This window comes from Bradyrhizobium sp. SZCCHNS1022 (genome assembly GCF_032484835.1).
GTDB lineage: Bacteria > Pseudomonadota > Alphaproteobacteria > Rhizobiales > Xanthobacteraceae > Bradyrhizobium.
In genome coordinates this window covers 2943711-2966957 of sequence record NZ_JAUETT010000001.1, presented here as the reverse complement: position 1 = coordinate 2966957, position 23247 = coordinate 2943711, and the positions used below count along the sequence as shown (strand labels likewise).

Genomic DNA, 23247 nt, shown 5'->3' with positions numbered 1-23247 from the left:
AGCCTCCTCGAAAACGCAAGTATCAATCGATGCTCGCGCTACCTTAACGCCTATGCGGCCTTCCCTGCGCCCTCTCGTTTTTCGGAGGGTCGCGATCACACAAAACTCGGGCAGGCCATGCCGCGAGGACGCAGATGTATGCCTTCGGATCAGCTTGCAGCCCGACCGTGGACGCCGGGCGGTCGCGATCTTGCCGGACGTCGCCTGGGCCGATCAGGACCGGCCGCTCCAGTGCATGCAGCTTCAGCCGAAGCGCCGCTCATATTCGGAAATCGCCTTGTTGGCCATCCGGAGCTTGTTGGTCTGGCCATGGTCGATCATCTGCGAGATCTGACAGGCCAGAAACCGGTAGGTCTCGAACTCGTTGCGCACGACGCCGGTGCGCCAGAGATAGTCCAGCGCGATCTCATAGGCCTCAGCGGCGGCGGGGTCGCGGAAATCGTTGCAGATCAAACGTGCCATATCGGAGAAGGCACGAACCACGCAGTCGTTCCTAATTGGTGGCGCGCCCCGAAAGGGCTCCCACCATCAGTGCGGGACGACGGCAGTGGCTTCGATCTCCAGCCGCGCGGCCGGCTCCACCAGCCGCACCACCTGGACCAGTGCCATCGCCGGATAATGGCTGCCGAAGATCTCGCGATAGGCAGCCCCGAGCTCCCTCAGGTTCGCGAGATATTCGTCCATGTCGACGACGTACCAGGTCAGCCGTACCAGGTGTTCCGGCCGTGCATCGCCCTCGGCCAGAATGGCTGCGATGTTCGACAGCGTCTGCCGCGCCTGCGCCAGGAAGCCGTCCGGCAGCCGTTCGTGTTGATCCCAGCCGATCACGCCGCCGGTGACGACGAGGCGCCCCTCGGCGGTCATTCCGTTGGCGTAACCCTTCGGCATCGGCCAGCCGCTCGGCTGCAGCACCCGCGGACCATTGGCCCCTTGCGGCTTCGTAAGCGCAAGTGTGGGTGCTTTCGGCGTGCTCACGAACGTCTCTCCCTGTTATGCGGCCGCGCCGGGCGAGGCCTGGTTCTCGGCTTGAGTTTGCGCAATCTGTCTCAGCGCAAAGCGCTTCAGTTTGCCGGTCTCGGTCTTCGGCAGATGGGGCACGAACTCGATTGCGCGCGGATATTTGTAAGGCGCGATCTCGCGTTTGACATGCTCCTGAAGCTCGGCGACCAGCGCATCATTGCCGACGCCGCCCGGTGCCAGCACGACATAGGCTTTCACGACCATCCCGCGGGCTTCGTCCGGCGCGCCGACCACGCCGCACTCGGCAACCGCCGGATGACTGAGCAGTGCCGCCTCGACGTCGGGGCCCGCGATGTTGTAGCCAGCCGACACGATCATGTCATCGGAGCGCGACTGGTACCAGAAGTAGCCGTCCTCATCCATCAGGTAGGTATCGCCGGTGATGTTCCAGCCGTTCTGGACATATTTGCGCTGGCGCTCGTCGGCGAGATAGCGGCAGCCGGTCGGGCCACGCACGGCGAGCCGTCCCATGGTGCCCGGCGGCACGTCGCGCCCCTCGTCGTCGACGATCTTCGCCTCATAGCCCGGCACCGGCTTGCCGGTCGCGCCGGGGCGAATCTCGTCCTCGACCGCACTGATGAAGATGTGCAGCATCTCGGTGGATCCGATGCCATCCATCAGCTTCAATCCGGTTGTCTTGAACCAGGCGTCGAACGTCGCCTTCGGCAAGGTCTCTCCGGCCGAGACGCATTTGCGCAGAGACGCGACGTCGCGGCCGGCGAGCTTGCCCAGCATGGCGCGATAGGCGGTCGGCGCGGTGAAGCAGACGGTCGCCTTGTAACGCTCGATCGCGGCGAGCAGATCGTCGGGCGAGGTCTTTTCCAGCACCACGTAGGACGCACCGATATGCATCGGAAACAGCACGCCGCCGAAGCCGAAGGTGAAGGCGAGCGGCGCCGAGCCGATGAAGCGGTCCTCCTGGCGCGCCCGCAGCACGTTGCGCGCATAGCCGTCGCAGACCGCGAGCATGTCGCGGTGAAAATGCATCGTGCCCTTCGGATCGCCGGTCGTGCCCGACGTGAAGGCGATCAGGCAGAGATCATCCGAGGCGGTATCGACGGCGGCGAACTCCGCGCTCTGATCGGCGATCAGCGCCTCCAGCGAATCCGCCCGCCCGGTGCCCCAATAGACCACGCGCTGCAGCGCCGGCGCGCTCTCTTTGGCTTTTTCCATTTCATCGGCCAGCTTGCCGTCGCACAGCGCCAGCGCAATCTGCGCCTTCTGAATCGGATAAGCGAGCTCCTTGGCGCGGAGCAGCGGCATGGTGGCGACCACGATGCCGCCGGCCTTGATGACCGCAAGATAAGTCGCCACCATCATCGGGTTGTTCGCGGAGCGCAGCAGCACGCGACCGCCGGTGACCAGCCCGAGCTTGTTCACCAGCGCGTTCGCGATCCTGTTCACCAGCGCCTGCAGATCGCCATAGCTGTAACTGATTTCAGGGCTGATGATGCAGGGCGCATCCCCCCGCCCCTCCTCGACCCAGCGGTCGAGGAAATGCGTCACGCAGTTCAGTCGCGGCGGATACTGCAACTCGGGGCGCGCGAATACGAACTCGGGCCACAGCTCGCGCGGTGGCAGATTGTCCCGCGCGAACGTATCCGTATGGGCCGTCGCGACCTTGGAGTTCAAGCTTTCCGGCATCTGGGCTTTGGCGGCACTGGCCATCGCACGCTCCTCTCGTTCAAGGGACGCCCGGCACGTTTCAGTCCTAAACATTTTAGGCTTAAAACATTTGGACGCAAGAGCCGAACATTGTGCAGTGCGCGCACGTTCTTTAGGCGGTCAGCGCCCGGCCAACGTCTTCAGCCGCAACACCATGGCGGAGGCGGGATCGGCGAGCGGTGCGATCGCGGTGAAATGATTAGCGCTGGGTACGGTGCCGAAACGCGTCGCAGCGCCGGCCGCCCCCCAGCGCTCGACGATGGTCCGGCTCTGGCGCAGATATTCCGCGCTCTCCTCGGCACCGACCACGGCATCGAGGCTGCCAGTTGTCGGCGGCATCCAGAACAAGGGGCTCGCCGCGCGCGCAGCCGCAGCGTCGAGCCCGAGCGCCTTGTTGATAGAGGTCCCGACCAGCGGCTCGAGCTCGAACAGGCCGGAAATGCTGTAGGCGGCGATCACCAGATCCTTCGGCAGCGCAGCGTCGCGTGCGGGCCAGTCGGTTGCGAGCATGCAGGCAGCCAAATGCCCGCCGGCAGAATGCCCGCTGACGACGAGCGGGCGTCCGAGCCCGCCGAGCGCGCGCATCGCCTCGCGCATCTCGTCGATGATCGCAGCGACCGAAACCTGCGGACACAAATCGTAGGTCGGCACCGCCAACGTGACGCCGTGCGCATTCAGGCCGCGCGCACAGTGACTGAAGGAGGAGCCGTCGAGCGCCTGCCAGTAGCCGCCGTGAATGAACACGACGATCGGACCGTCGCCCCCAGCTTCGAACAGATCGACGATATGGCGCGGCCCGGGACCGTAAGTCATCCGGCGCGGCGCGTTCTGCTCGCGGTAGGCGGCAGCATCCCTCGCCCACCCCGCCATCAGCTGCGGGTTTTCCGGCACCCGCGCGCGATTGTTGTACTCGGCTTCGTAGTCGATTGCGCCTGCACTGCTCACGTCATGCTTCCCGCCGCTGCACGGCTTTCTGCGCCGACCCCTTGGTCTTCGCCAGCAGCCGCATCAGGTCGCGCACGTCCTTTTCGGTCAGTTCGCCGAAGATATCGGCGATCCAGGTTTCGTGCTCGGCTGCCATCTTGCGGAATTCGGCCCGGCCGAGCTTGGTCAGCCGGATCACCTGAACCCGGCGGTCGGTATCCGAGGTCCGGCGGTCGAGATGGCCGGAGTCCACCAGGCGCTCGACCAGCCCGGTCACGTTGCCGTTCGATACCATCATGCGCTTCGACACGTCCGACAGCGTCATGCCGTCGGGCGCCTTGTCGAGCTGCGCCATCAGGTCAAAGCGCGGCAGGGTCACGTCGAAGCGCTCGCGCAGCCGGCTGCGGATCTCGCCCTCGATCAGGTTGGTGCACGTCAGGAGTCGCAGCCACAGCCGCAGCTCCTCGGCGTGGTCCTCGGGCATTTCGACAGCCTTGGTTTCGGCATCAAGGGTCATGTCAGCATCATCGGCGTGAAATCGAAAGTTGTAAGCGGAGAATCATTCTGGCCTTCCGCGCATCGATGGCGCAAGGGAAAACGTGCGTTCGACATCGAATACCATATCTCGTCTGCAATTCCTTTAGGCTTCAAGTAATTGGCGCGTTGCTTGCATGTCTGCGTCGCCCGCCTCCAGGCGCTGCGTCTTGCTTGCGGCGAAGGGCTGCATCGGACTAGGCTTGAGGTGGAAGCATTTGCCTGGCCGAGTGCAACAGCACCGTGTCGAATGTCTGAATCCGGGGGAGTTGTCATGAAAGCGTTTCTGAAGCTGGCCAGTTTTGGCGTTGCCACCGCGCTGATTGCGCAGCCGGCCATCGCGGCCGACAAGATCAAGATCGGCGTCATCGTGACGCTGTCGGGACCTGCCGCCGCACTGGGCCAGCAGGTCCGTGATGGGTTCAACCTCGCGGTCAAGGATCTCGGCGGCAAGATGGGCGGCAAGGACGTCGAGGTCATCGTCGCCGACGACGAACTGAAGCCGGATGCGGCCATTACCAAGGCGAAGGGCCTGCTCGAGCGCGACAAGGTCGACTTCGTGGTCGGCCCGATCTTCTCCAACATGCTGCAGGCGATCCACCGTCCGGTCATCGAGAACAAGACCTTCCTGATCAGCCCGAACGCAGGACCATCGAGCTACGCTGGCAAGGAGTGCAGCCCGTTCTTCTATGTCACCTCCTACCAGAACGATCAGGTGCATGAGGTCCTGGGCAAGGTCGCGCAGGACCGCGGTTACAAGCGGGTCTATCTCCTGGTGCCGAACTATCAGGCCGGCCGCGACTCGGTTGCCGGCTTCAAGCTCGACTATAAGGGCGAGATCGTCGAAGAGTCCTACGTGCCGCTGAACACGCTCGACTTCCAGCCGGAGCTGTCCAAGATCTCCTCGCAGAAGCCCGATGCCGTGTTCACCTTCATGCCAGGCGGCATGGGCGTCAATCTCGTCAAGCAGTACAAGCAGGCCGGCCTCGCAGAGAGCATCCCGGTGCTGTCGGCGTTCACAGTGGATGAATCGACTCTGCCGGCGCAGCAGGACGCCGCGGTCGGCATGTTCGGCGGCGCCGATTGGGCGCCCAATCTCGACAATCCCCAGAACAAGAAGTTCGTGGCAGGTTACGAGGCAGCCTATCACAGCGTGCCCGGCACCTACGCGATGCAGGCCTATGACACAGCGCTTCTGATCGACAGCGCGGTGAAGGCCGTCGGCGGCGATCTCGGCAACAAGGACGCCGTGTCCGCAGCCTTGAAGAAGGCCGACTTCACCTCGCTGCGCGGCAACTTCAAGTTCAACAGCAACGGCTATCCGATCCAGGACTTCTACCTGACCAAGGTCGCCAAGCGTCCGGACGGAAAATTCCAGACCGAGATCGTGCAGAAGGTATTCGAGAATTACGGCGATCGTTACGCCAAAGACTGCCCAGCCAAGTAACAAAGGGAGCGAAACATATGAGCCATCCGGAAATCGCCGGCATCACCCGCGCCAATGAAGGCATCCAGGGCATTTCCTGGAGCATCCTGGGCCAGACCTATGTGCCGAAGAACCGCACCGAGCACAGCTTCTCCTGGCACGCGACGTTTCCGAACGGCACCTTCGTGCCGCCGCACATCCATCCGGACCAGGACGAATATCTCTACATCCTGGAAGGTCGGCTCGACTTCATGCTCGACGGCGCCGACGAATATGCGACGGCCGGCGATACAGTGCGGCTGCCGATGGGCAAACCACATGGCATCTTCAACAAGTCAGGTCAGACCGCGAAGACCCTGTTCTGGGTGTCGCCGACGCGGCGGCTGTACGACCTGTTCTGGGCCATCCACAACATGCGCGAGCAGAACCCGGATGATGTCGTCAAGCTTGCGGCCGAATACAACATCCACTTCCTGCCGCCCCCTCCGCAATAAGCGGAGGGATCAAGAGGCTTGCCGCGTCAGCATGCGCGCGGCAAAGCCGGCCCGGGCGGCATAGCCGCGCACGATCGCCTCGCGGGCCTCAAAGTTGAGAATGGTGTCGACGTCGCTGAAGCCTTGCGGTGCGAGCTGCTCGACCGCATCGATCACCCCCTCCGGGCCGCCGCGGCGATTCGAGGCGACGATATCGGCGGTCATCGGCAGCCGTTTCTGCTGATAGGCCATCAGCGCCTGGCGCGGATGCTCGGCCTGCGCCAGCGCATCGGCCAAGGCGCGTGCATCGAGGATGGCCTGCGAGGCGCCATTCGATCCGACCGGATACATCGGATGGGCGGCGTCACCGAGCAGCGTCACCCGGCCACTGCTCCAATAGGGCAAGGGATCGCGGTCGCAGCAGGGATATTCCCAGAACTCCGGCGTCGCGCGCACCAGCGCGCCGAAATCGAGCTGGGGAATATGGAAGCCCGCGACATGCGGCATCAGTTCGTCGGCCCGGCCGAGCCGCGACCAGTCCTCGCGCCGCGGCGGCGCGGTATTGGCATCGCCGATGCGCACCAAGACCGCCCAGTTGGTGAGCCGCGTGGCCGGGCTCGAGCCTTCCGCGATCGGGTAGATCACGGCCTTGGCGTTGAGCCCGCCGGCGATGATCATCGACTGCCCGGTCAGGAACACCGGCCAGTCGGTCGCGCCGCGCCACAGCATCAGCCCGTTCCAGCACGGCGGGCCTTCGTTCGGGAACAAGGTCTGCCGCACCTTGGAATGGATGCCGTCGGCGCCGATCAGAATATCGCCCCGCGCGGTATGAACATGAGCACCGGAGCGGTCGAAGAAATAGGCGGTCACCCCGCCCTCATCCTCGGTGAAGGATCCGAGCCGGCAACCGGTGTGAACCTTCTCCGGTCCGAGCCGCTCCAGCACCGCCTGATGGATGACACCCTGCAGCCGGCCGCGGTGGATCGAGAATTGCGGCACGTCATGGCCGGCGTCGAGCCCGCGCTTTTCGTGCCAGACCTGCTGGCCGTGACGGGTCAAGTAGAACAGCTCGTAAGTGCGGATGGCGGCCTGGTCGAGCCGATCGAGCAACCCGAGCTGGGCCAGTTCGCGGATCGCATGCGGCAAAGTGTTGATGCCGACGCCAAGCTCACGGATCGCATCGGCCTGTTCGAACAGCTCGCAATCGATGCCGCGCGCCCGCAACATCAACGCGGTGGTCAGTCCGCCGATACCGCCGCCCACGATGATCGCCTTCATCGCCTCTACTCCACTCGCACAAGACCTCGCCGGCACCAGCGTGGCACGGCGGCTTACTCCGCCGCAAGCGGCTTCGTCGCCGCCAATTTCAGCTCGGCCCGGGTCTTCGGCTTAGCCTTAATTTTCAGGTCCTCGAAATCCTGCCGCTCGCGCACGCTGTTGCGGAAGATCTGCTCTTTGCCCGGCAGATATTGCGGCGGGCAGTACACCTCCGCGCCGTACCAGGCAGCAGCCTTGATGGTGAAGGACGGATCGACCAGATGCGGCCGTCCGAGCGCGACGAGGTCAGCGCGGCCGGCGGCGAGGATCGTATTGACCTGGTCGGCCGTGGTGATGTTGCCGACGCACATGGTGGCGACGCGCGCCTCGTTGCGGACCTGATCGGAGAACGGAGTCTGGAACATGCGGCCATAGACTGGCTGAGCGTCGCGCACGGTCTGCCCCGTGGAGACGTCGACGAGATCGACGCCCGCCTCGGCAAAGGCCCGCGCGATCAGCACCGCATCATCGCCTGTGATGCCGCCCTCGGCCCAGTCGGTGGCGGAGAGGCGCACCGACATCGGCTTATGCGCCGGCCAGGCGGCGCGCATCGCGCTGAAGACTTCGAGCGGAAAGCGCAGCCGGTTCTCCAGCGAGCCGCCATACGCGTCGGTCCGCTTGTTCGTCAGCGGCGAGATGAAACTCGCGAGCAGGTAGCCATGGGCGCAATGCAGCTCCAGCATGTCGAAGCCGCAGGCCACGCCGCGCTCGGTCGCCGCGACGAACTCGGCCTTGATTCGATCCATCGCCGCGCGGTCGAGTTCGCGCGGCACCTGGCTGTCCGGGAAATAGGGCAATGGCGATGCCGACACCACTTCCCAGCCGCCCTCTTCCAGCGGCCGATCGATGCCGTCCCACATCAGCTTGGTCGCGCCCTTGCGGCCAGCATGGCCAAGCTGCAGCGCAAATTTCGCGTGCGAATTGGCGTGGACGAAATCGACGATCCGCTTCCACGCCGCTTCCTGCTCATCGTTCCACAAGCCGGCGCAGCCGGGCGTGATCCGCGCGTCGCGGCCGACGCAGGTCATCTCTGTGAAGATCAATCCGGCGCCACCGATTGCGCGCGAGCCGTAATGCACAAGATGAAAGTCGCCCGGCACACCCTCAGCCGCCGAATACATGCACATCGGCGAGACCACCGCACGGTTCGCCAGCGTCATCTCGCGCAGACGCAGCGGCTGAAACATCGGCGCCGCCGGCTTTCCGACATCGACGTCAAAACCCTTGGCGCGAACCTGGCGAGCGAACGCCTTGTCGACCTCGGCGACGAAATCAGGCGCACGTAGTGTCAGATTGTCATAGGTGATCGCCTTGGAGCGCGTCATCACGCCGAAGGCGAACTGCACCGGATCGAAATCCCAGAACCGGTCGACGTGCTCGAACCAGACCAGCGAAACGTCGGCGGCATGCTGGGTCTTCTCGACCTCCTCGCGCCGTCCGTGCTCATAGACATCGAGCGCAGCCATGACATCAGGCGCATGTTGCATGGCATCCGCCAGCGCGATCGCGTCCTCCATCGCGAGCTTGGTACCCGAACCGATCGAGAAATGCGCGCTGGCCTTGGCATCGCCGAGCAGCACCATGTTGCCCTTGACCCAGCGCTTGTTGCGGATCATCGGGAAATTGCGCCACATCGAACGGTTGGTCAGGAGCGGGTGATCGCCCAGGAACCAGCCGAAGATCTCCTTCATCCGATCGGCAGACTGCCGCTCATCAAGGCCGGTGAGCCCGGCGCGCACGAACGTCTCAGGATCGGTCTCGAAAATCCAGGTCGAACGGCCCGCTTCGTACTGATAAGCGTGCGCGATGAACGGGCCCCATTCGGTCTCCTGGAAAATGAAGGTGAAGGCATCGAGCGGCTTGGTCGACCCCATCCAGGCGAACTTGTTGCTGCGGAGATCGACCTCGGGCTGGAAGTGGTCGAAATATTTCTCGCGGAAACGGCTGTTGATGCCGTCGGCGAGGATGATGAGATCCGCATCGGCAAACCGCGCCTCATCATCGATCTCAACCTCGAAATGGATGACAACGCCGAGTTCGCGTGCGCGCTCCTGCAGGATCGTCAGCAAAGTCCGGCGCGAGCAGCCGCAAAAGCCATTGCCGCCGACGCGATGCACGGTGCCGCCGAAGTGGACAGCGATATCGTCCCAATAGGCGAATTCCTCGGTGATGCGACGGTAGCTCGGCAGATCGTATTTCTCGAAATTGTCGAGCGTCGCGTCGGAAAACACCACGCCGAAACCGAAGGTGTCATCGGCGCGGTTGCGTTCGTAGACCGCGATGTCGGCACTCGGGCGCTGCTTCTTGAGCAGGATCGCCGCATAGAGACCAGCCGGTCCACCGCCGATGATCGCGATCTTCATTCATGCCTCCCGACCGATGCCGAGCCAACCTCGAATTATTTTAAACCTAAAATATATTCTGACAAGTCCCCCGCCCACTCGGCACCGTCAATTGCCTTGAAATACCGGCTTGGTCTTGGCGGCGAACGCTTCGAAGGCGCGCTTGAAATCCTCTGTGGTCATGCACAACGCCTGGGCAACTGCCTCCGCTTCGATCGCCTCCTCCACCGACATCGCCCATTCCATCGCCAGCATGCGCTTCGTCATGGTATTGGCAAAGGTCGGCCCATGCGCGATCTCGCGCGCCATCGCCTCAGCCTGGGACAGCACCTCGCTCGGCGCGACGAGGCGGCTGAAAAAGCCCCAGCGTTCGCCCTCTTCCGCGCTCATGAAGCGCCCGGTGTAGAGCAGCTCGGCGGCGCGCGACTGGCCGATGATGCGCGGCAGGATCGCGCAAGCGCCCATGTCGCAGCCGGCGAGCCCGACCTTGTTGAACAGGAAAGCCACCTTGGCGCTCGCGGCGGCAAGCCTGATGTCCGACGCCATCGCGACGATCGCGCCGGCGCCGGCGCAGATTCCCTCGACGGCAGCTAAGATCGGCTGCGGACAGGCTCGCATCGCCTTGACCAGATCGCCGGTCATGCGGGTAAAAGCGGTCAACCCCTTGGTATCCATCTGCACCAGCGGGCCGATGATCTCGAACACGTCGCCGCCGGAGGAGAAATTGCCGCCGGCGCCGGTCACCACGATCGCCTTCACTTCATCGTCGAACGCGCAGGCACGAAAGAAGTCGGTCAGTTCGCGATAGCTCTCGAAGGTCAGCGGGTTCTTCCGCTCGGGACGGTTCAGCGTCACGGTCGCGACCCGGTCCGTCACCGTCAGCAGGAAATGGCTCGGCTTGTAGTCCGCCAACGGCACGGTGACGGGATTGGCCGGTCTCATCATGAATACTCCCTCTGCTTCCTATCCCTCGACCCGCTTCAAATCTCGCCGCCGGCCACCGCAATCGCCTGGCCGGTGATCGCGCTGGCGTGCTCGCCACAGAGCCACAACACGGTGTCGGCGACCTCCTGCGGCGTGACGAGGCGTCCCTGCGGATTGTGCCTGGCGAGCTCGGCGGCGGCCTGCTCGCGGCTGCGGCCGGTCTTTTTCATGATGGTCTCGATGCTGCCGGCCACGAGATCGGTGTCGGTGAAGCCCGGGCAGACCGCGTTGACGGTGACGCCTGTCGCTGCGAGCTCAAGTGCCAGCGACCGGGTCAGGCCGATCACCGCGTGCTTGGCCGCCGCGTACGCGGTGACGTAAGCGTAGCCTTTCAGTCCGGCGGTCGAAGCCACCGTGACGATGCGGCCGTAAGGCCTCTCCTTCATCGCGGGCAGCACCGCCTGCACGGCATGCACAACGCCCATGAGATTGACGTCGATCATGCGACGAAACAGCGCCGCATCCGACTTCACGAACGGCGCGGATTCCGCGCTGCCCGCATTCGCGATCAAAATATCGATCGGCTGCCGTGCCGCGGCGCCCGCCACCGCGGCGTTCAGCGCCGCCTGGTCGGCGACATCAGCCACCGCGGCATGATCGGCGCAGCCACCCGCGACCGCCTCTTCTAAAGTTGCGGCATTGCGACCGACGATCGTGACGGTGGCGCCGGCCTGCTTCAGGACACGCGCGATCTCGCGACCGATGCCGCGGCCACCGCCGGTGACCAGCGCATGGGCCGAAACAGGCAAACCCGACATGCGCGTCCTCCTCGCATCTGCCGACCATTCGATGCGGGACGATATTTTAACCTTCAAATATTTGCAACACGGCCGCTGCGCGAGGGCAAACGCGGTTCGCCGCGCCGCTAAAACCACCCGCCGATCGATCCGCCTTGGCCGCAGCGCGCCTAATCCGTTGCGCGCCGGCCGGTGCGTCGATTGAGCGGATCGCGCCGTTCGCGGAGCAACCCTTCCGGCAACACCGGCTCGGTGCCCGGCAGCGGCTCGGCGCGCACATCGGCGCCCCATTGCTCGCGCTGGCGCGGCGTGGTCGCGTCCTTCACCTGGTGGCCTTGCGGCAAGCCATCCTTGTTGATGGGGTCGTAGGCGCCGGAGCGGATGTCGCGGGTGTCCTTGGAGATGCTCGTCGTCATGAAGGATTAACGAGCAGCGACGGCCGATCGTTCCCGAGAGCGGCGAACTGGCTGGGGCGGGAGGGATCGAACCTCCGAATGGCGGAATCAAAATCCGCTGCCTTACCGCTTGGCTACGCCCCACCAGACAAACCGGGACAAAGGCGGCCTCGCCGCCTTGCCGATTCCGGCTTCCGCCCGGTGGTCTACAGAGCCGGGTCCGGGTTTTCAACCGGCTGCCGGCGGGAATTTTGGCGGCCTCCGCCCCGATCCGCGGCGAATGCGGATTCATCAAGCTTCTGAAGGCCTTGCGCCGATCTCCCAAACCGCGATCCCAGCGCCTTCGCAAAGCGCGCGAAAAAGTTGAGGCTTGGGCGGTTTCATGGGAAGACGGCGCCAAATCCCAATCTCCATTCGAGGAAGCGTCATGACCTACCGCGCGCCGATCAACGACATCCTGCTCGCCCTCAACCACGGCGCCGGGCTCAAAGCTGCCGTCGAAGCCGGCCATTACGGCGATTTCGACCCCGACATTACCGCCGCCGTGCTGGAGGAAGCCGGCAAGTTCGCCTCCGACGTGCTGGCGCCGCTGAACAAGATCGGCGACCGCAACGGCGTCAAGCTGGCCGATGGCAAGGTGACGACCGCGCCGGGCTGGCCGGATGCCTATCGGCGCTGGACCGAGGCCGGCTGGAACGCCGTCTCCGGCCCCGAAGCGTTCGGCGGCCAGGGCCTGCCGCTCGCCATCAACGCCGCCTGCACGGAAATCTGGAGCGCCTCCAACGTCGCCTTCGGCCTCTGCCCGCTGCTCACGCTCTCGGCCATCGAGGCGCTCGATGCCCATGGCAGCGACGAGCTGAAGCGCATCTATCTCGCCAAGCTGATCTCCGGCGAGTGGACCGGGACCATGCAGCTCACCGAGCCGCAGGCCGGCTCCGATGTCGGCGCGCTCCGAACCCGCGCCGAGCGCGCTGGTGACGGCACCTACCGGATCACCGGCAGCAAGATCTTCATCACCTATGGCGACCACGACATGACCGACAACATCGTGCATTTCGTGCTCGCACGGCTGCCGGATGCGCCGGCCGGCACCAAGGGCATTTCCTTGTTCTTGATCCCCAAATTCCTGGTCAATGCCGACGGCTCGCTGGGCGCCCGCAACGACATCTATCCCTCCGGCATCGAGCACAAGCTCGGCATGCATGCCTCCCCCACCTGCACCATGACCATGGGCGATCACGGCGGCGCCATCGGCTATCTGATCGGCGAAGAGAATGCCGGCATGCGCTGCATGTTCACGATGATGAACCAGGCCCGGCTCGGCGTCGGCCTCGAAGGCGTCGGCGTCGCCGATCGCGCCTACCAGCAGGCGCTCGCCTACGCACAGGAGCGCAAACAAGGCCGCGCGATCGGCAGCAAGGGCACCGGCTCCGACCCCATCATCGTGCACCCCGACGTCAAGCGCATGCTGCTGCAGATGCGCGCGCTGACCGCCGCCTCGCGCTCGATCTGCTACGCCACCGCTGTTGCCCTTGATGTCGCCGTGCGCGCCAAGGACCCGGCGGTGCGCACGGAGGCCGCCGCGCGCGGCGCGCTGCTGACGCCGATCGCGAAAGCCTTCTCCACCGACATCGGCAACGAGGTCGCCTATCTCGGCGTGCAGGTGCATGGCGGCATGGGCTTCATCGAGGAGACCGGCGCCGCGCAGCACTATCGCGACGCCCGTATCACCGCGATCTACGAGGGCACCAACGGCATCCAGTCGATCGACCTCGTCACCCGCAAGCTGGGCGCTAATGGCGGCGCCTCGGTGTTCAAGCTGATGGACGAGCTCACCGACGTCGTCCGCCGCGTCGAGGCCTCCAACGATCCGGCCTTCGGCACCACCGGCGCCAAGCTGCGCGACGCGCTCGCTTCGCTCGATCGCGCCAGCCGCTGGCTGCTGGAGAAGCTGGCCTCCAACCCGAACGACGCGCTCGCCGGCGCGACGCCTTATCTGCGGCTGTTCGGCTCGGCGCTCGGCGGCTGCATGCTGGCCAACGAGGCGCTGACCGCGCGCAGCGAGGGTGAAGCCGATGGCGCCCGTCACGTCGCCCTCGCCCGCTTCTTCGCCGAGACCTTCGCGGTGCAGGCGCCGTCCTTGGAAAAGACCGTCACCGACGCCGCCGACAGCGTGATGGCGGCGGATGCCGTGCTGGTGGGGTGAAGACGGACGCGCTCGCGCCGCTGACGCGCCCCCACTAAGGAACGTCATGGCCGGGCTTCGTCCCGGCCATCCACGTCTTTGGCCCTGTCCTGCCGGACACGACGTTGATGTCGGGGCTCCCGCCCTCCCCTGGAGGGGGAGGGTGAGCAGCGTGCCCGTGGCATCTCTGATCCACAATCTCAAACAGCATCTGAAGATGAGCGCCCGCATCCTCGCGGCGCGTTCACGCGTCCGAGCTTTGCGTCTCGCATCGCCCTCATCATGTGGAGGGCGCAGGGAAGGCCGGGCGCTGGCCGCGCCCGTGGCCCGCCTGCAGCAAAAAAAGCAGGCGGCAGTCACCACAGGTCTGGCCGAAAACGCCCGGCCCTCCCTGCGCGAATGGTTTTAACGGCTTATACGTGATCTCCCCGGGGACCGGCTGTCTTGCCCCCGTCGTCCGCGCGCTCGTCGCGACCTACAGACTTGGCGCCAGCACCGGGACGCCAGGACCACACGATTTCGCCGTCCGCATCGGCGCGTTCGTCGGCGAAGTGATAACTCCGCTGCGCGCCAGCGCGTCCATCGCATTCCGTAGCCAACGTCCGTGACGATCGCGATACGCCCCTCCGGCGGAACGGAACGAGCACACGATAAAACTGATTTGGGGCAAACGCGAAACGATTTATGTTTTTCCGAAGGGCTTGACAGAGATCTTCGGGAGGCGGGGTGGTTTGCTCGACGGGCGGCGAAGGGGCATTTGCAGCATCATTCCGGCGTGGGCTGATCATCGGTCAGCACGGCCGATCCTTCAGGATCTGGCGGGCCGCCAGCGCGATGCGCTTCGCCAGATTCAAGGCGGTCTCCTCGTCCCTGACGTAGAAGATGTCGTCGCTCATCAGGCGGTCGTCGAGCCAGGCGCGAAACGCCTGCTCGCTGTCCGCGGTGAACGTGCCATCTTCATAGATGAAGCCGCTCAAGGGACCTTCGATCACATAATCCGTATCGGCCGGATTCGGAGATGGCTTGGCGCATTGCGCCCAGATGCGGCCATCCTCATCGACGAACGCCAGCACGCCATGTTCGCGCTCTTCGAGTTTCATCCGACCTCCGGCGCGACAACGATCATGGAGCCGCGCAGCTAGCCCTGCCCCGGGCAGCTGATCTCCTTGTAGACGGCGTCGGCGAACGCCTTGATGCCGGTATTGATGCGCAAGGGAGAGGTCAGCGTGTGATAGGTGACGATGCCGCGCGTGATCGAAATCACCTTGTAGCTCTCCGCGATCTTCGTCTTGTAGCATTTGCCGACCTGGATGGCGTCCTCTGTCAATGGCATGTTCGTCCCACAGCGTTCGAGCGGTCGCGTCCCGGACATCAATCAAGAATCACGCCAGCGGCGCCACGCGCCGGACCGCCGAGGGGACCGGCGGATCACGATCGACGGCCTTGAACGCATCGAGGCAGGCAATCAACGCCTGCTGACCGTCCGCCACGGCCTCCTGCCGGTTCTCGCCGATGCCGATCACGCCCGGTATGTCGGGAAAGGTGACCAGAAAGCCGCCGCCGTCCTCGGCCGCGAGCGTCGTCACATCGTAGACATAGGCACTCGGGTCGATCATCGCTCGGCCTCATCCATATGGTCGATCATCGCGACGAAAGCCCGGATATGCGGAGCCCTGAGCTGTTTGGTGAGCGGAACGGTGACGCAATCGGGGACCGAGGGATGCAGGAAGACCTCGTGCGTGCCGGTGGTCTTGCGAAACTTGATTGCGTGCTGGGACGCGATGATTTCGAGGTCCACCGGCCTCCAGTCGCCGCCCGGGTCGGCTCTCAGCGCGTCGAGGCGGTGATTGTGCATTTTGCGCTGTCCCGTTTCCGACATTTGGCCGGATGTCGACGCGCGAGGGATCCGAGGGGAAGCGGTCTCGTCAGGCGCCACGATCCGAACGAACGCGCCGATGAAGTCGCCGACGGTGTCGCGCCGATGCGCCAGCCGCCAGTTCTGCGAGAGGACCAAATGGGTGCCGTTCAGCTCATTATGAAGTGCAACGAGCTCATCCATCATGGTCAAGACCCTGACGACGCTCAAATTGTACGGCTCCTGGGTGAACTTCCGCGTCAGGTCGATGCGTTCTTTCCTGAGACCCGCATTCCTGGCGAGCCAATCGACGATCGTGCCGCCCCAGAACTCCCTGGTGTTTGGCTCAGACATGTTTGCCTCAGACATGGCCGTGCTCCAAGCGCGCATCCGCAAACGGCCGCCAACGCGGGGAGCCGATCAACGACGGAGGGAGCGATCCGCGGAGCACCGTCCTCGTCCGGGCATACAAGCCTCGTGCCACGGCCGGCCGCCACAGACGGAACTGCAAGACGGGAGTGTCTGCAACCAAAACTCGGCGATAGATGCTGCTCTGCAAGGACATTCTCTTTGCTATAGCAGCTTCACCGTTATCTTCGCCTTACCCGTGTTGTTCGGATAGAAGCTGCCGTAAATCCACGGCATTCCGATTACCGCATCATTCACATACAGGAAGAGCTCACCAGCTCGATCTGCCTTGAACGTCACCTTGTAAGCCTGAGGTGTTGTATTTGGTACCGGAATGGGATCGAGGAAATATTCGTCCACGCCGGTTTCGCCGGCACGGGCGATCAGGCGGTACCAGGGCCGGAACAGGATACGGCGCAGGAAGATCGCCGAATAGAATTTCCAACGATTTTGTCTGTCGACGGTCGAGGTGCGGTAGCCGACCGGCGTCACCGGACGCCCGGCGTCTTCCCACGGCTCGGTCATGGTGACGACGATTTCGTACCTGAAGCCGGGACGGACGGTCAGCCCCGTCGGAGCGCAGATCGCCGACGTCACGAATTCCCGTCCCTCCTGCGGGATGCCCTTGTCGACGGCCACTAGGTCCTTCTGTGGAGTCCCTGTGCAGAAGGCACCCATCGAATCGGCAGCGTTGAACAGGAAGTGGCTCAGCAGAGTCGCGCCGAACCAGACCATGGCCACCGCCAGGAGAAATGGAAGCACGTGCCTTTTCGTGACCTTGATGAAGGCTTGATAGATGCCATTGGTTCGGAAAGCATAGATGGCGTCGTGAACGAAGCCGGAAAGCACCGGTGGTGCGGCCCGGGCGCGCCAGATGACACGCATGGAGTCACTGATGCTGACACTCAATGACGTGCCGAAGCTCATCAAGATGAATAGGGCGATGAGGCCTCCCGCGAACCATTCAGGATTCCCGGCGTACCAATCGGTCCACCAGTGCAGCGATCGCGGCAGGAAGGATTCGACGAACCGCACGAACTCGGACACCATCCGAAAGTAGGAATCGTATTCGTGCTCCTGGTTGCGGTTATGGAAGAGCCAAAACGCGGCCAGGTGGAGCGACGCTGCAAGCGTCGCGAAGTAAGCAATGCGCCGCATCCAGACGAAGTTCCAGAGCTTCTCCTGAGCCTCGCTCCGAGCGATCGCTCCAGCCGGACTTTCGAAGGTCGTCGGTCCGAGGGGCGTAAGGGTACCGTCCCGGCAAACAACTAGATAGTCGGATGGTAAACCGATCGGCGCATAGGCGTTGCAGCCGCTGTCGATGCGGTCGAACACGCTTTCGTGGATCTTCGGCAATGTCAGGCGAACGCCCACGGCGGGATCGTTGCACAGATCGGATACCTTGCGCGGGCCATAGCGATAATAGGAGCCGAGCCCGGAACGTGAGTCGTAGAGGCGCCCATCCTTGTCTTGAGAGGTGACGATGGATTTGATCGCATCCGGATCGGCCACGGGCGCGCTCTTGAACATCAGGCCTCGCTTGACCGCCTCGCCGACAAGCCAGGTCAACGGGACGAAGGAAACCGAATCGTCAGGATAGCCCCCGCCTACGTTAGCGTGCATGCCGACGAACCAGACCTGCACCAGCCGCTCGTCATCGATCGTGGTCGGCACTGGCGGCTTGCTTTCTCCTTCTTCGGTCCAGAGGACCGGGTGGAAGGTGGTCCTTTCATCGTCCAGCGCGAGCGCGTGCCGGGCGCACCTGACCCGCGGACTGAGGACGCGATTCGGCAGCTCGAGCGGCCATACCCAGTTGCTGACGCCGCGGGTCATCTCATCAATGGGTAACCCGTAAGCGGCAACGGTATCCCAGACGCCGATGAATTCGATGGCTGGAATATCCTTCCGGATTATCTTCGCGTAAGGCTTGTTGCCCCTGAGACGGTCGATCACCGGCACGAGAACGTAATCGCGAAGAGCCCGAAACAGCACCTCGATCCTCCAGACCGAGTGATACCCTTTCGCGCGGTAGGCGCGGTAGGCTTTGACGGCGCCATCGTGCAGTTCTGCCTCGGTGTCCGCAACTATCAAGCCTTGATCGAGGATCAGCGCGGCGAGAACGCGCACGGTGAAGGCTCCTCGGCTGAAGCCAAACAAGTAGATCTTCGAGTCGTTTTGGTGGTCATAGTTGCGGCAGATGAACTTGTAAGCATCAAGTATGTTGCGCTTGAGTCCGTAGCCAAACGCGCCACCCAGAACCGCCAGCGGCACGAATGAGGACGTGCCGACGCCGTCGTCATATTTCGCGGCCTGGGCGTTACTTTGCAGGTCGAGGGCCTGGAACATCCGCCAGACGTTCGTCCGCCAGACGCTTGAAGCGGCATTGCCGGTGCCATCGGACAAAATGATGATTTTGGGGGTCGCCATGCAAACGCCCTCGGTGAAAAGAATTAAAATAATGAAGTTAGCGTAGCACGCAGGATCAGTAGCATCAAGCAAGATACTATCTTGGGTAGAGTTCGTGCACCACAAAGCAATGGAACACGAGGCTGATGATGCCCCCTTCGCACGGACGAGCGCGCTAGCGGTCGGCTCGCGGATGAAGCGAGTAAGCCACAGGGTAACACGCTGCCTTTTCTTTGCGCTGGGCACTACTCCGCCCTGGACGGACTTGAATCACAATGCCTGCGGTCCTTCCGAACGCCCCCCTTCTCCGCCGACCGACATTTGGTCCCGGACGCGTGCCATGTGGTAAGCAGGCCGGCACCTTGGCGAATCCCGCCGGGCAACAGCGGCAAGCATGCAACCGGCGCCGCTCCCCGCAGAGTACAACAATCGAAACTGACGAGAGACGCCCGTGATACCCTGGAAACTGATCGACACCGCGGACGTGCCGGGCGGCGGTGAACAGCTGCGCCTCATGCAGCGCGGCAAGGAGTTCAGCATCAAGCTCGGCCAGAACGAATTGATGAGCAGCCGGCTGTTCGGGTCGGAAGAGGCGCTGGCGACGCTGAGCTGTTTCCGGATCAAGGAGCGACCGGCGCCGCACCTCTTGATCGGCGGGCTCGGCATGGGCTTCACGCTGCGGGCGGCGCTGAAAGTGCTCGGGCCGCAGGCGCGCGTCACCGTCGCCGAACTGGTGCCGGCGGTGATCGCCTGGGCGCGCGGGCCGATGGCCGAGCTATCCGGTGGCAGCCTGGACGATCCGCGCGTCACCATCCGCGAGGCCGACGTCCGTTCGATGATCGCCGCCGGGCGCGGCACGTATGACGCGATCCTGCTCGACGTCGACAATGGTCCGGAAGGCCTGACCCGGACCTCCAACGATGCGCTCTACGACATGGCGGGCCTGCGGGCCGCATTCGGCGCCTTGCGCCCGGGTGGCGTGCTGGCGGTGTGGTCGTCGAACCCGAACGACAAGTTCACCGCGCGTTTGCGCAAGGCCGGCTTCGTCGCCGAGGAGGTCAAGATCCGCGCCACCGGTACCGGCGGCGGCGCGCGTCACGTGATCTGGATCGCAACCCGGCCGGCAAAATAGCGCGGCGGCGATGTTCCCGTTCAACGCGTCGAGCGGCCGGCTGACACGCAGTCCACCGGGCTTAAGCCTCACTAAAGAAGGCAGCAGCGGACACGATCAGACACAACGCGCGACGCCAGCTCTGGGGAGCATCCGCGTTGACGGAACGGGTCAATCGCCCGGCCACCACGACCCAGGCGCCACTGCCGCAAACCACATCCGCGACACCTCGTATCGAGCCCTATGTCCGGCCAAGCCCCTCGATCAGGACGTCGACGATCGCCGTCGCGCGCGATTTTCCTGAACGTTCGTCGCGAGCATCGACGATCGTGCCCTCCAGTCTGAGACTCACATAGCCATGAATGAGGGACCAGGCGGCAATGACCTGTGAATCGATGCTCGCCTTGGCCGTCGCGGCATCGGCACTCAGGATCGATTTGACGAGATCGTAGAGTACCGTGCCGGCAGCTTCCGCAGCCGATCTGTCGGATGCGAAATTGTCGCTGCGCCACAGCAGCCGGTAACGGTTCGGATGCTGGAGCGCATAGCCGACGATCACTTTGGCGACGGCATGCAGCCCCTCCCGCGACGAAGACGGCGCGCCGGCGAGCGCCTTTTTTACTTGCCTGACCAGCTCCTCGAAGATCCGGGCGGCTAGCGCCCCGAGCAATGCGTCCCGGTCCTTGAAATGGTTGGCCGGCGCCGAATGCGCGACACCGGCCTCCCGCGCCACCGCACGCACCGTGACCGCGTCGATCCCGCCCTCGTCCAACAGCTTCTGCGAGGCGTCCAGCAACACCTGCGCAAGGTTGCCGTGATGATACGCCTTTTGAACCGTCTTGCTGAGCCGCATATTGACAACGTCCATATTCGAGGATACCCAATATGGACGATGTCCATATTGGGGTGAGTTGTGTCAACAGGAAACGCACTATTCATGGCGGCCGCACTATCGATCGCGATCTCGCAACCGGCGCCGGCAGGCGAACGCCTGACCGGGACCTGGCTGACCGAAGACGGATCCACTCATGTGACGTTCAAATCCTGTGGCGACATGGATTGCGGGCAGATCGTCTGGCTGCGAGAGCCCATCGATCCCGAGACAGGCAAGGCATGGCAGGACAAGCTGAACCCTGATGCCTCGCTGAGGCAGCAGCCGCTTGTCGGTCTCACGATGATTACGGGCCTGATGGAGAACAGCCCGAACACCTGGACCGGCACACTTTACAATCCGCTGGATGGCAAGAGCTACGCGGGACACTTTCTGATGCTCAGTGCCGCCAAGCTCGAGCTGAAGGGCTGCACGTTGGCCGGCTTGATCTGTCAGACGGAAACTTGGGTTCGGGTGAAGTGACGCGATGAGTTGTCTGCTGAAAGCCTCGCTCTATTTCACAGCCGCCGGCATCTGCGCCTACTGGGGAGCGGTTTTCTCCGGCGCCTTTCCTGTCATCGAGCTTGTGCCGGGCTATCGCAGCTGGTTCATGTCGTTTCCGATTCCGGACTTCTGGATAGCAATCACCTCCCTCCTCGCCGTGGTGCTGGCAAGGTTCGATAAGCGCCTGAGCGCGATCGCGATGGCGGCTGCCGGTTCCGGCTTGGTTTTCCTCGGACTCTATGCGTTCGCCTACGGCTTCAACTCGGGCCTCGTCTACGAGCTTACCGTCGACGAGCTCATCGAGATCGCGATCAAGATCTACTGTCTCACGATGGGCGCGTGGCTGCTCGTGTCCGCCTATCGGCAGATACCCGGCCCGCGGAAGGCTGCACCCTACCCGCCTCTCACCGCGGCTCGGTGAAACTTCGGTGGCGGGTCACGGGCTCGCTGTCGGCGCGACGACGGCGTCGGAGGCCGACCTCGCCGTCTTGCGCGCCGAAATGACGGAGGACGGCACAGCCAATCTTGCGGCCTTAAGGCTTCGTTAAGGACGCTCCCAGCGACACGATCAGACACAACTCGTGACGCCAGCTCTGAGGAACATCCGCGTTGAAGGAGCGGGTCAATCGCCATCCGGCATGACCCACACCGATCCTTCTTCACGCGAGAGTCCAATGTCGATCAGCTCCGTCAATTCACTCACCGCGGCCGCCACGACCCAGGCCGCCACCTCCACGCAATCCACGTCCGCGACGTCTCAGACTTCCGCGACATCGCAGGCCGCATCGTCCTCCGACGCCGACGCGACCAGCAGCGCGTCCAGCAGTTCCTCCAGCAGTTCCTCCAGCAGTTCCTCGGGCAGCGGCGGTTCGTCGTCGAGCAAAACGGTGGTCAGCGAGGTCTCGATCACCATCGACGGCGTCACCACCACGACCATCACCTATTCCGACGGTTCGTCCGAAGTGACCAAGAGCGCGGCCGCCAGCTCTGGCGGCAACAGCAGCAAGGGCGCCCAGACCTACAATGCGCAAGGAACGACCAACGGCGGAACGACGAGCGGCGCCAGCAGCGGCGCAAGCGCGACGTCGAGCCAGGGCGTCACCGCCTGAGTGGCCTTCCGGTAGCGGCCAACGGCGCCGTAGTCGAAGTCCCGGGTCGGCGCTTCGACGACGCCGAGGCGTTTGCCCGGGCCGACAGCGGAGGAGTGGCGTGCCTGTGCGCGGCCCGCCGCCACTCCTCATCGTCGCGCTCCTCACCGGTCGTCGCCGCGATCGCTGCAGAAAGCTGCGAACGCGGAGCTGAGAGCATCAGCCCCGCTTGCGGAACGCCGCTTCGCCGGCGTCGGACACCTCGACCCACCGCTTGTCCGGTGCGGCGCCTTCGACATAGCTGTCGTGCCAATTCCACCATTTGTAGGTCGGCGTCTGCGGATAGCCTTCCGGCGAATCCTCCCAGACCTCCTGGCGGCCGAGCGGCGTGATGTCGAGATAGTTCCAGGTGCCGCCCATCTGCTCGTCGCCGCGATTGTTGATGAAATAGGTGCGGAAGACGCGGTCACCGTCGCGGAAGAACACGTTGGTGCCGTGCCACTGGTCGACGCCGAAATCGACATCGAAGCTGTCGGTGATGGTGACCCACGGCATGGTCCAGCCCATCTTCGCCTTCAGCCTGGCAATGTCGGCCTGTGGCGCCCGCGAGGCGAAGACGAGCGTGGTGTCGCGGGCATTCAGATGAGCGAGATGGGCGACCTGGTCGGCCACCATGGAGCAGCCGCGGCAGGCATGGTCGGGCCAGCCGAACACGCCCGGCTCGAAGAAGGCGCGGTAGACGATGAGCTGATGCCGGCCGGCGAACAACTCGCGCAGGCTGACCCTGCCCGCCGGCCCCTCGAACACATAATCCTTCTCCACCGCCATCCACGGCATGCGCCGCCGCTCGGCGGCCAGCGCGTCACGCGCCCGCGTCTGGGCCTTCTCCTTCGCGAGCAGCTCAAGGCGCGCCGCCTCCCAGGCTTGCGCCGATACGATCGCCGGCCGCTTCATCGTGGGCTCTGCGCCTATCCGTCCGGTCTCGGCTGTTGCAGTCATGGC

General features: G+C 64.0%; 26 protein-coding genes and 1 tRNA gene. 8 read left to right on the top strand and 19 right to left on the bottom strand.

Annotated features, from left to right (window positions below; all coding sequences use genetic code 11):
• Positions 1 to 243: 243 nt before the first annotated feature.
• The 5 genes from QX071_RS13455 to QX071_RS13435 form a co-directional block, all read right to left on the bottom strand.
• On the bottom strand, positions 244 to 483 hold the full coding sequence (locus tag QX071_RS13455; protein ID WP_315706993.1) for a hypothetical protein: 240 nt from the start codon (positions 481 to 483) through the stop codon (positions 244 to 246).
• A gap of 45 nt (positions 484 to 528) precedes the next feature.
• A complete protein-coding gene (locus tag QX071_RS13450; RefSeq protein ID WP_315706992.1) occupies positions 529 to 975 on the bottom strand; it encodes a RidA family protein in 447 nt (148 codons plus the stop codon).
• 15 nt (positions 976 to 990) lie between these two features.
• A complete protein-coding gene (locus QX071_RS13445; protein WP_315706991.1) occupies positions 991 to 2688 on the bottom strand; it encodes a benzoate-CoA ligase family protein in 1698 nt (565 codons plus the stop codon).
• A 117-nt stretch (positions 2689 to 2805) separates the two neighbouring features.
• Positions 2806 to 3630, bottom strand: coding sequence for an alpha/beta hydrolase (locus tag QX071_RS13440; protein WP_315706990.1), 825 nt, complete (start codon positions 3628 to 3630; stop codon positions 2806 to 2808).
• A 1-nt stretch (position 3631) separates the two neighbouring features.
• The gene (locus QX071_RS13435; protein ID WP_315706989.1) at positions 3632 to 4126 is read right to left on the bottom strand and encodes a MarR family transcriptional regulator; all 495 of its coding nucleotides are present in this window, start codon (positions 4124 to 4126) and stop codon (positions 3632 to 3634) included.
• A 291-nt stretch (positions 4127 to 4417) separates the two neighbouring features.
• Here QX071_RS13435 and QX071_RS13430 point away from each other — a divergent pair, with 291 nt between their 5' ends.
• Complete coding sequence (locus QX071_RS13430) at positions 4418 to 5590, top strand: ABC transporter substrate-binding protein (protein WP_315706988.1); 1173 nt, start codon at positions 4418 to 4420, stop codon at positions 5588 to 5590.
• Between the two features lie 17 nt (positions 5591 to 5607).
• Positions 5608 to 6063: a cupin domain-containing protein gene (locus QX071_RS13425; RefSeq protein WP_315706987.1), complete on the top strand. Its 456-nt coding sequence runs from the start codon at positions 5608 to 5610 to the stop codon at positions 6061 to 6063.
• A gap of 9 nt (positions 6064 to 6072) precedes the next feature.
• Here QX071_RS13425 and QX071_RS13420 read toward each other — a convergent pair whose 3' ends face one another.
• The 6 genes from QX071_RS13420 to QX071_RS13395 all read right to left on the bottom strand — a co-directional run bounded on the left by QX071_RS13420 (position 6073) and on the right by QX071_RS13395 (position 11961).
• On the bottom strand, positions 6073 to 7320 hold the full coding sequence (locus tag QX071_RS13420) for a flavin-dependent oxidoreductase (protein WP_315706986.1): 1248 nt from the start codon (positions 7318 to 7320) through the stop codon (positions 6073 to 6075).
• Positions 7321 to 7373: 53 nt separating this feature from the next.
• On the bottom strand, positions 7374 to 9722 hold the full coding sequence (locus tag QX071_RS13415; RefSeq protein WP_315706985.1) for a bifunctional salicylyl-CoA 5-hydroxylase/oxidoreductase: 2349 nt from the start codon (positions 9720 to 9722) through the stop codon (positions 7374 to 7376).
• A gap of 87 nt (positions 9723 to 9809) precedes the next feature.
• A complete protein-coding gene (locus QX071_RS13410) occupies positions 9810 to 10646 on the bottom strand; it encodes an enoyl-CoA hydratase family protein (protein WP_315706984.1) in 837 nt (278 codons plus the stop codon).
• Positions 10647 to 10681: 35 nt separating this feature from the next.
• A complete protein-coding gene (locus QX071_RS13405; protein ID WP_315706983.1) occupies positions 10682 to 11443 on the bottom strand; it encodes an SDR family oxidoreductase in 762 nt (253 codons plus the stop codon).
• A gap of 149 nt (positions 11444 to 11592) precedes the next feature.
• Positions 11593 to 11838 (bottom strand): hypothetical protein, encoded by a 246-nt coding sequence (locus QX071_RS13400; RefSeq protein ID WP_315706982.1) that lies wholly within the window; start codon positions 11836 to 11838, stop codon positions 11593 to 11595.
• 48 nt (positions 11839 to 11886) lie between these two features.
• Positions 11887 to 11961: transfer RNA gene (locus QX071_RS13395), tRNA-Gln, on the bottom strand.
• Positions 11962 to 12244: 283 nt separating this feature from the next.
• On the opposite strand from QX071_RS13395, the gene QX071_RS13390 reads away from it, so the two are divergent.
• Positions 12245 to 14023, top strand: a complete 1779-nt coding sequence (locus QX071_RS13390; RefSeq protein ID WP_315706981.1) for an acyl-CoA dehydrogenase — start codon at positions 12245 to 12247, stop codon at positions 14021 to 14023.
• A 142-nt stretch (positions 14024 to 14165) separates the two neighbouring features.
• Positions 14166 to 14411, top strand: coding sequence for a hypothetical protein (locus QX071_RS13385; protein ID WP_315706980.1), 246 nt, complete (start codon positions 14166 to 14168; stop codon positions 14409 to 14411).
• Positions 14412 to 14793: 382 nt separating this feature from the next.
• Here the strand turns inward: QX071_RS13385 and QX071_RS13380 are convergent, their stop codons facing one another.
• From QX071_RS13380 to QX071_RS13360, 5 genes are all read right to left on the bottom strand, one after another.
• Entirely contained in the window at positions 14794 to 15102 is a 309-nt protein-coding gene (locus QX071_RS13380) for a hypothetical protein (RefSeq protein ID WP_315706979.1), read from the bottom strand.
• A 38-nt stretch (positions 15103 to 15140) separates the two neighbouring features.
• The gene (locus tag QX071_RS13375) at positions 15141 to 15335 is read right to left on the bottom strand and encodes a hypothetical protein (protein ID WP_315706978.1); all 195 of its coding nucleotides are present in this window, start codon (positions 15333 to 15335) and stop codon (positions 15141 to 15143) included.
• A 49-nt stretch (positions 15336 to 15384) separates the two neighbouring features.
• Positions 15385 to 15618, bottom strand: coding sequence for a type II toxin-antitoxin system HicB family antitoxin (locus tag QX071_RS13370; protein ID WP_315706977.1), 234 nt, complete (start codon positions 15616 to 15618; stop codon positions 15385 to 15387).
• Positions 15615 to 16211 (bottom strand): hypothetical protein, encoded by a 597-nt coding sequence (locus QX071_RS13365; RefSeq protein ID WP_315706976.1) that lies wholly within the window; start codon positions 16209 to 16211, stop codon positions 15615 to 15617. The genes QX071_RS13370 and QX071_RS13365 overlap by 4 nt, the downstream gene beginning before the upstream one ends.
• Before the next feature lie 219 nt (positions 16212 to 16430).
• The gene (locus QX071_RS13360; protein WP_315706975.1) at positions 16431 to 18764 is read right to left on the bottom strand and encodes a DUF2235 domain-containing protein; all 2334 of its coding nucleotides are present in this window, start codon (positions 18762 to 18764) and stop codon (positions 16431 to 16433) included.
• Between the two features lie 358 nt (positions 18765 to 19122).
• On the opposite strand from QX071_RS13360, the gene QX071_RS13355 reads away from it, so the two are divergent.
• On the top strand, positions 19123 to 19803 hold the full coding sequence (locus tag QX071_RS13355) for a spermidine synthase (protein ID WP_315706974.1): 681 nt from the start codon (positions 19123 to 19125) through the stop codon (positions 19801 to 19803).
• A gap of 220 nt (positions 19804 to 20023) precedes the next feature.
• Here the strand turns inward: QX071_RS13355 and QX071_RS13350 are convergent, their stop codons facing one another.
• A complete protein-coding gene (locus QX071_RS13350) occupies positions 20024 to 20650 on the bottom strand; it encodes a TetR/AcrR family transcriptional regulator (protein ID WP_315706973.1) in 627 nt (208 codons plus the stop codon).
• 69 nt (positions 20651 to 20719) lie between these two features.
• Between QX071_RS13350 and QX071_RS13345 the strand changes: the two genes are divergently transcribed.
• Positions 20720 to 21136 carry a DUF2147 domain-containing protein gene (locus QX071_RS13345; RefSeq protein ID WP_315706972.1) on the top strand — a complete coding sequence of 139 codons (417 nt, stop codon included), beginning with the start codon at positions 20720 to 20722 and terminating at the stop codon, positions 21134 to 21136.
• 4 nt (positions 21137 to 21140) lie between these two features.
• Entirely contained in the window at positions 21141 to 21578 is a 438-nt protein-coding gene (locus QX071_RS13340) for a hypothetical protein (RefSeq protein WP_315706971.1), read from the top strand.
• A 336-nt stretch (positions 21579 to 21914) separates the two neighbouring features.
• Here the strand turns inward: QX071_RS13340 and QX071_RS13335 are convergent, their stop codons facing one another.
• Positions 21915 to 22070 (bottom strand): hypothetical protein, encoded by a 156-nt coding sequence (locus QX071_RS13335; protein ID WP_315706970.1) that lies wholly within the window; start codon positions 22068 to 22070, stop codon positions 21915 to 21917.
• Between QX071_RS13335 and QX071_RS13330 the strand changes: the two genes are divergently transcribed.
• Entirely contained in the window at positions 22045 to 22266 is a 222-nt protein-coding gene (locus QX071_RS13330; protein ID WP_315706969.1) for a hypothetical protein, read from the top strand. The two genes, QX071_RS13335 and QX071_RS13330, sit on opposite strands and share 26 nt — an antisense overlap.
• Positions 22267 to 22464: 198 nt before the next feature.
• Here the strand turns inward: QX071_RS13330 and QX071_RS13325 are convergent, their stop codons facing one another.
• Positions 22465 to 23244, bottom strand: a complete 780-nt coding sequence (locus QX071_RS13325) for a thioredoxin family protein (protein WP_315706968.1) — start codon at positions 23242 to 23244, stop codon at positions 22465 to 22467.
• Positions 23245 to 23247: the final 3 nt, after the last annotated feature.

Bases quoted from the DNA above. Each gene is read 5' to 3' on its own strand.
- QX071_RS13390 (WP_315706981.1), top strand. From the start codon at position 12,245: ATGACCTACCGCGCGCCGATCAACGACATCCTGCTCGCCCTCAACCAC.
- QX071_RS13340 (WP_315706971.1), top strand. From the start codon at position 21,141: ATGAGTTGTCTGCTGAAAGCCTCGCTCTATTTCACAGCCGCCGGCATC.
- QX071_RS13380 (WP_315706979.1), bottom strand. From the start codon at position 15,102: ATGAAACTCGAAGAGCGCGAACATGGCGTGCTGGCGTTCGTCGATGAG.
- QX071_RS13430 (WP_315706988.1), top strand. From the start codon at position 4,418: ATGAAAGCGTTTCTGAAGCTGGCCAGTTTTGGCGTTGCCACCGCGCTG.
- QX071_RS13375 (WP_315706978.1), bottom strand. From the start codon at position 15,335: ATGCCATTGACAGAGGACGCCATCCAGGTCGGCAAATGCTACAAGACG.
- QX071_RS13410 (WP_315706984.1), bottom strand. From the start codon at position 10,646: ATGATGAGACCGGCCAATCCCGTCACCGTGCCGTTGGCGGACTACAAG.
- QX071_RS13350 (WP_315706973.1), bottom strand. From the start codon at position 20,650: ATGGACGTTGTCAATATGCGGCTCAGCAAGACGGTTCAAAAGGCGTAT.
- QX071_RS13420 (WP_315706986.1), bottom strand. From the start codon at position 7,320: ATGAAGGCGATCATCGTGGGCGGCGGTATCGGCGGACTGACCACCGCG.
- QX071_RS13415 (WP_315706985.1), bottom strand. From the start codon at position 9,722: ATGAAGATCGCGATCATCGGCGGTGGACCGGCTGGTCTCTATGCGGCG.
- QX071_RS13335 (WP_315706970.1), bottom strand. From the start codon at position 22,070: ATGGTGATCGAGACCTCGCTGACCACCGTTTTGCTCGACGACGAACCG.
- QX071_RS13435 (WP_315706989.1), bottom strand. From the start codon at position 4,126: ATGACCCTTGATGCCGAAACCAAGGCTGTCGAAATGCCCGAGGACCAC.
- QX071_RS13365 (WP_315706976.1), bottom strand. From the start codon at position 16,211: ATGTCTGAGCCAAACACCAGGGAGTTCTGGGGCGGCACGATCGTCGAT.
- QX071_RS13325 (WP_315706968.1), bottom strand. From the start codon at position 23,244: ATGACTGCAACAGCCGAGACCGGACGGATAGGCGCAGAGCCCACGATG.
- QX071_RS13345 (WP_315706972.1), top strand. From the start codon at position 20,720: ATGGCGGCCGCACTATCGATCGCGATCTCGCAACCGGCGCCGGCAGGC.
- QX071_RS13445 (WP_315706991.1), bottom strand. From the start codon at position 2,688: ATGGCCAGTGCCGCCAAAGCCCAGATGCCGGAAAGCTTGAACTCCAAG.
- QX071_RS13405 (WP_315706983.1), bottom strand. From the start codon at position 11,443: ATGTCGGGTTTGCCTGTTTCGGCCCATGCGCTGGTCACCGGCGGTGGC.
- QX071_RS13425 (WP_315706987.1), top strand. From the start codon at position 5,608: ATGAGCCATCCGGAAATCGCCGGCATCACCCGCGCCAATGAAGGCATC.
- QX071_RS13400 (WP_315706982.1), bottom strand. From the start codon at position 11,838: ATGACGACGAGCATCTCCAAGGACACCCGCGACATCCGCTCCGGCGCC.
- QX071_RS13370 (WP_315706977.1), bottom strand. From the start codon at position 15,618: ATGATCGACCCGAGTGCCTATGTCTACGATGTGACGACGCTCGCGGCC.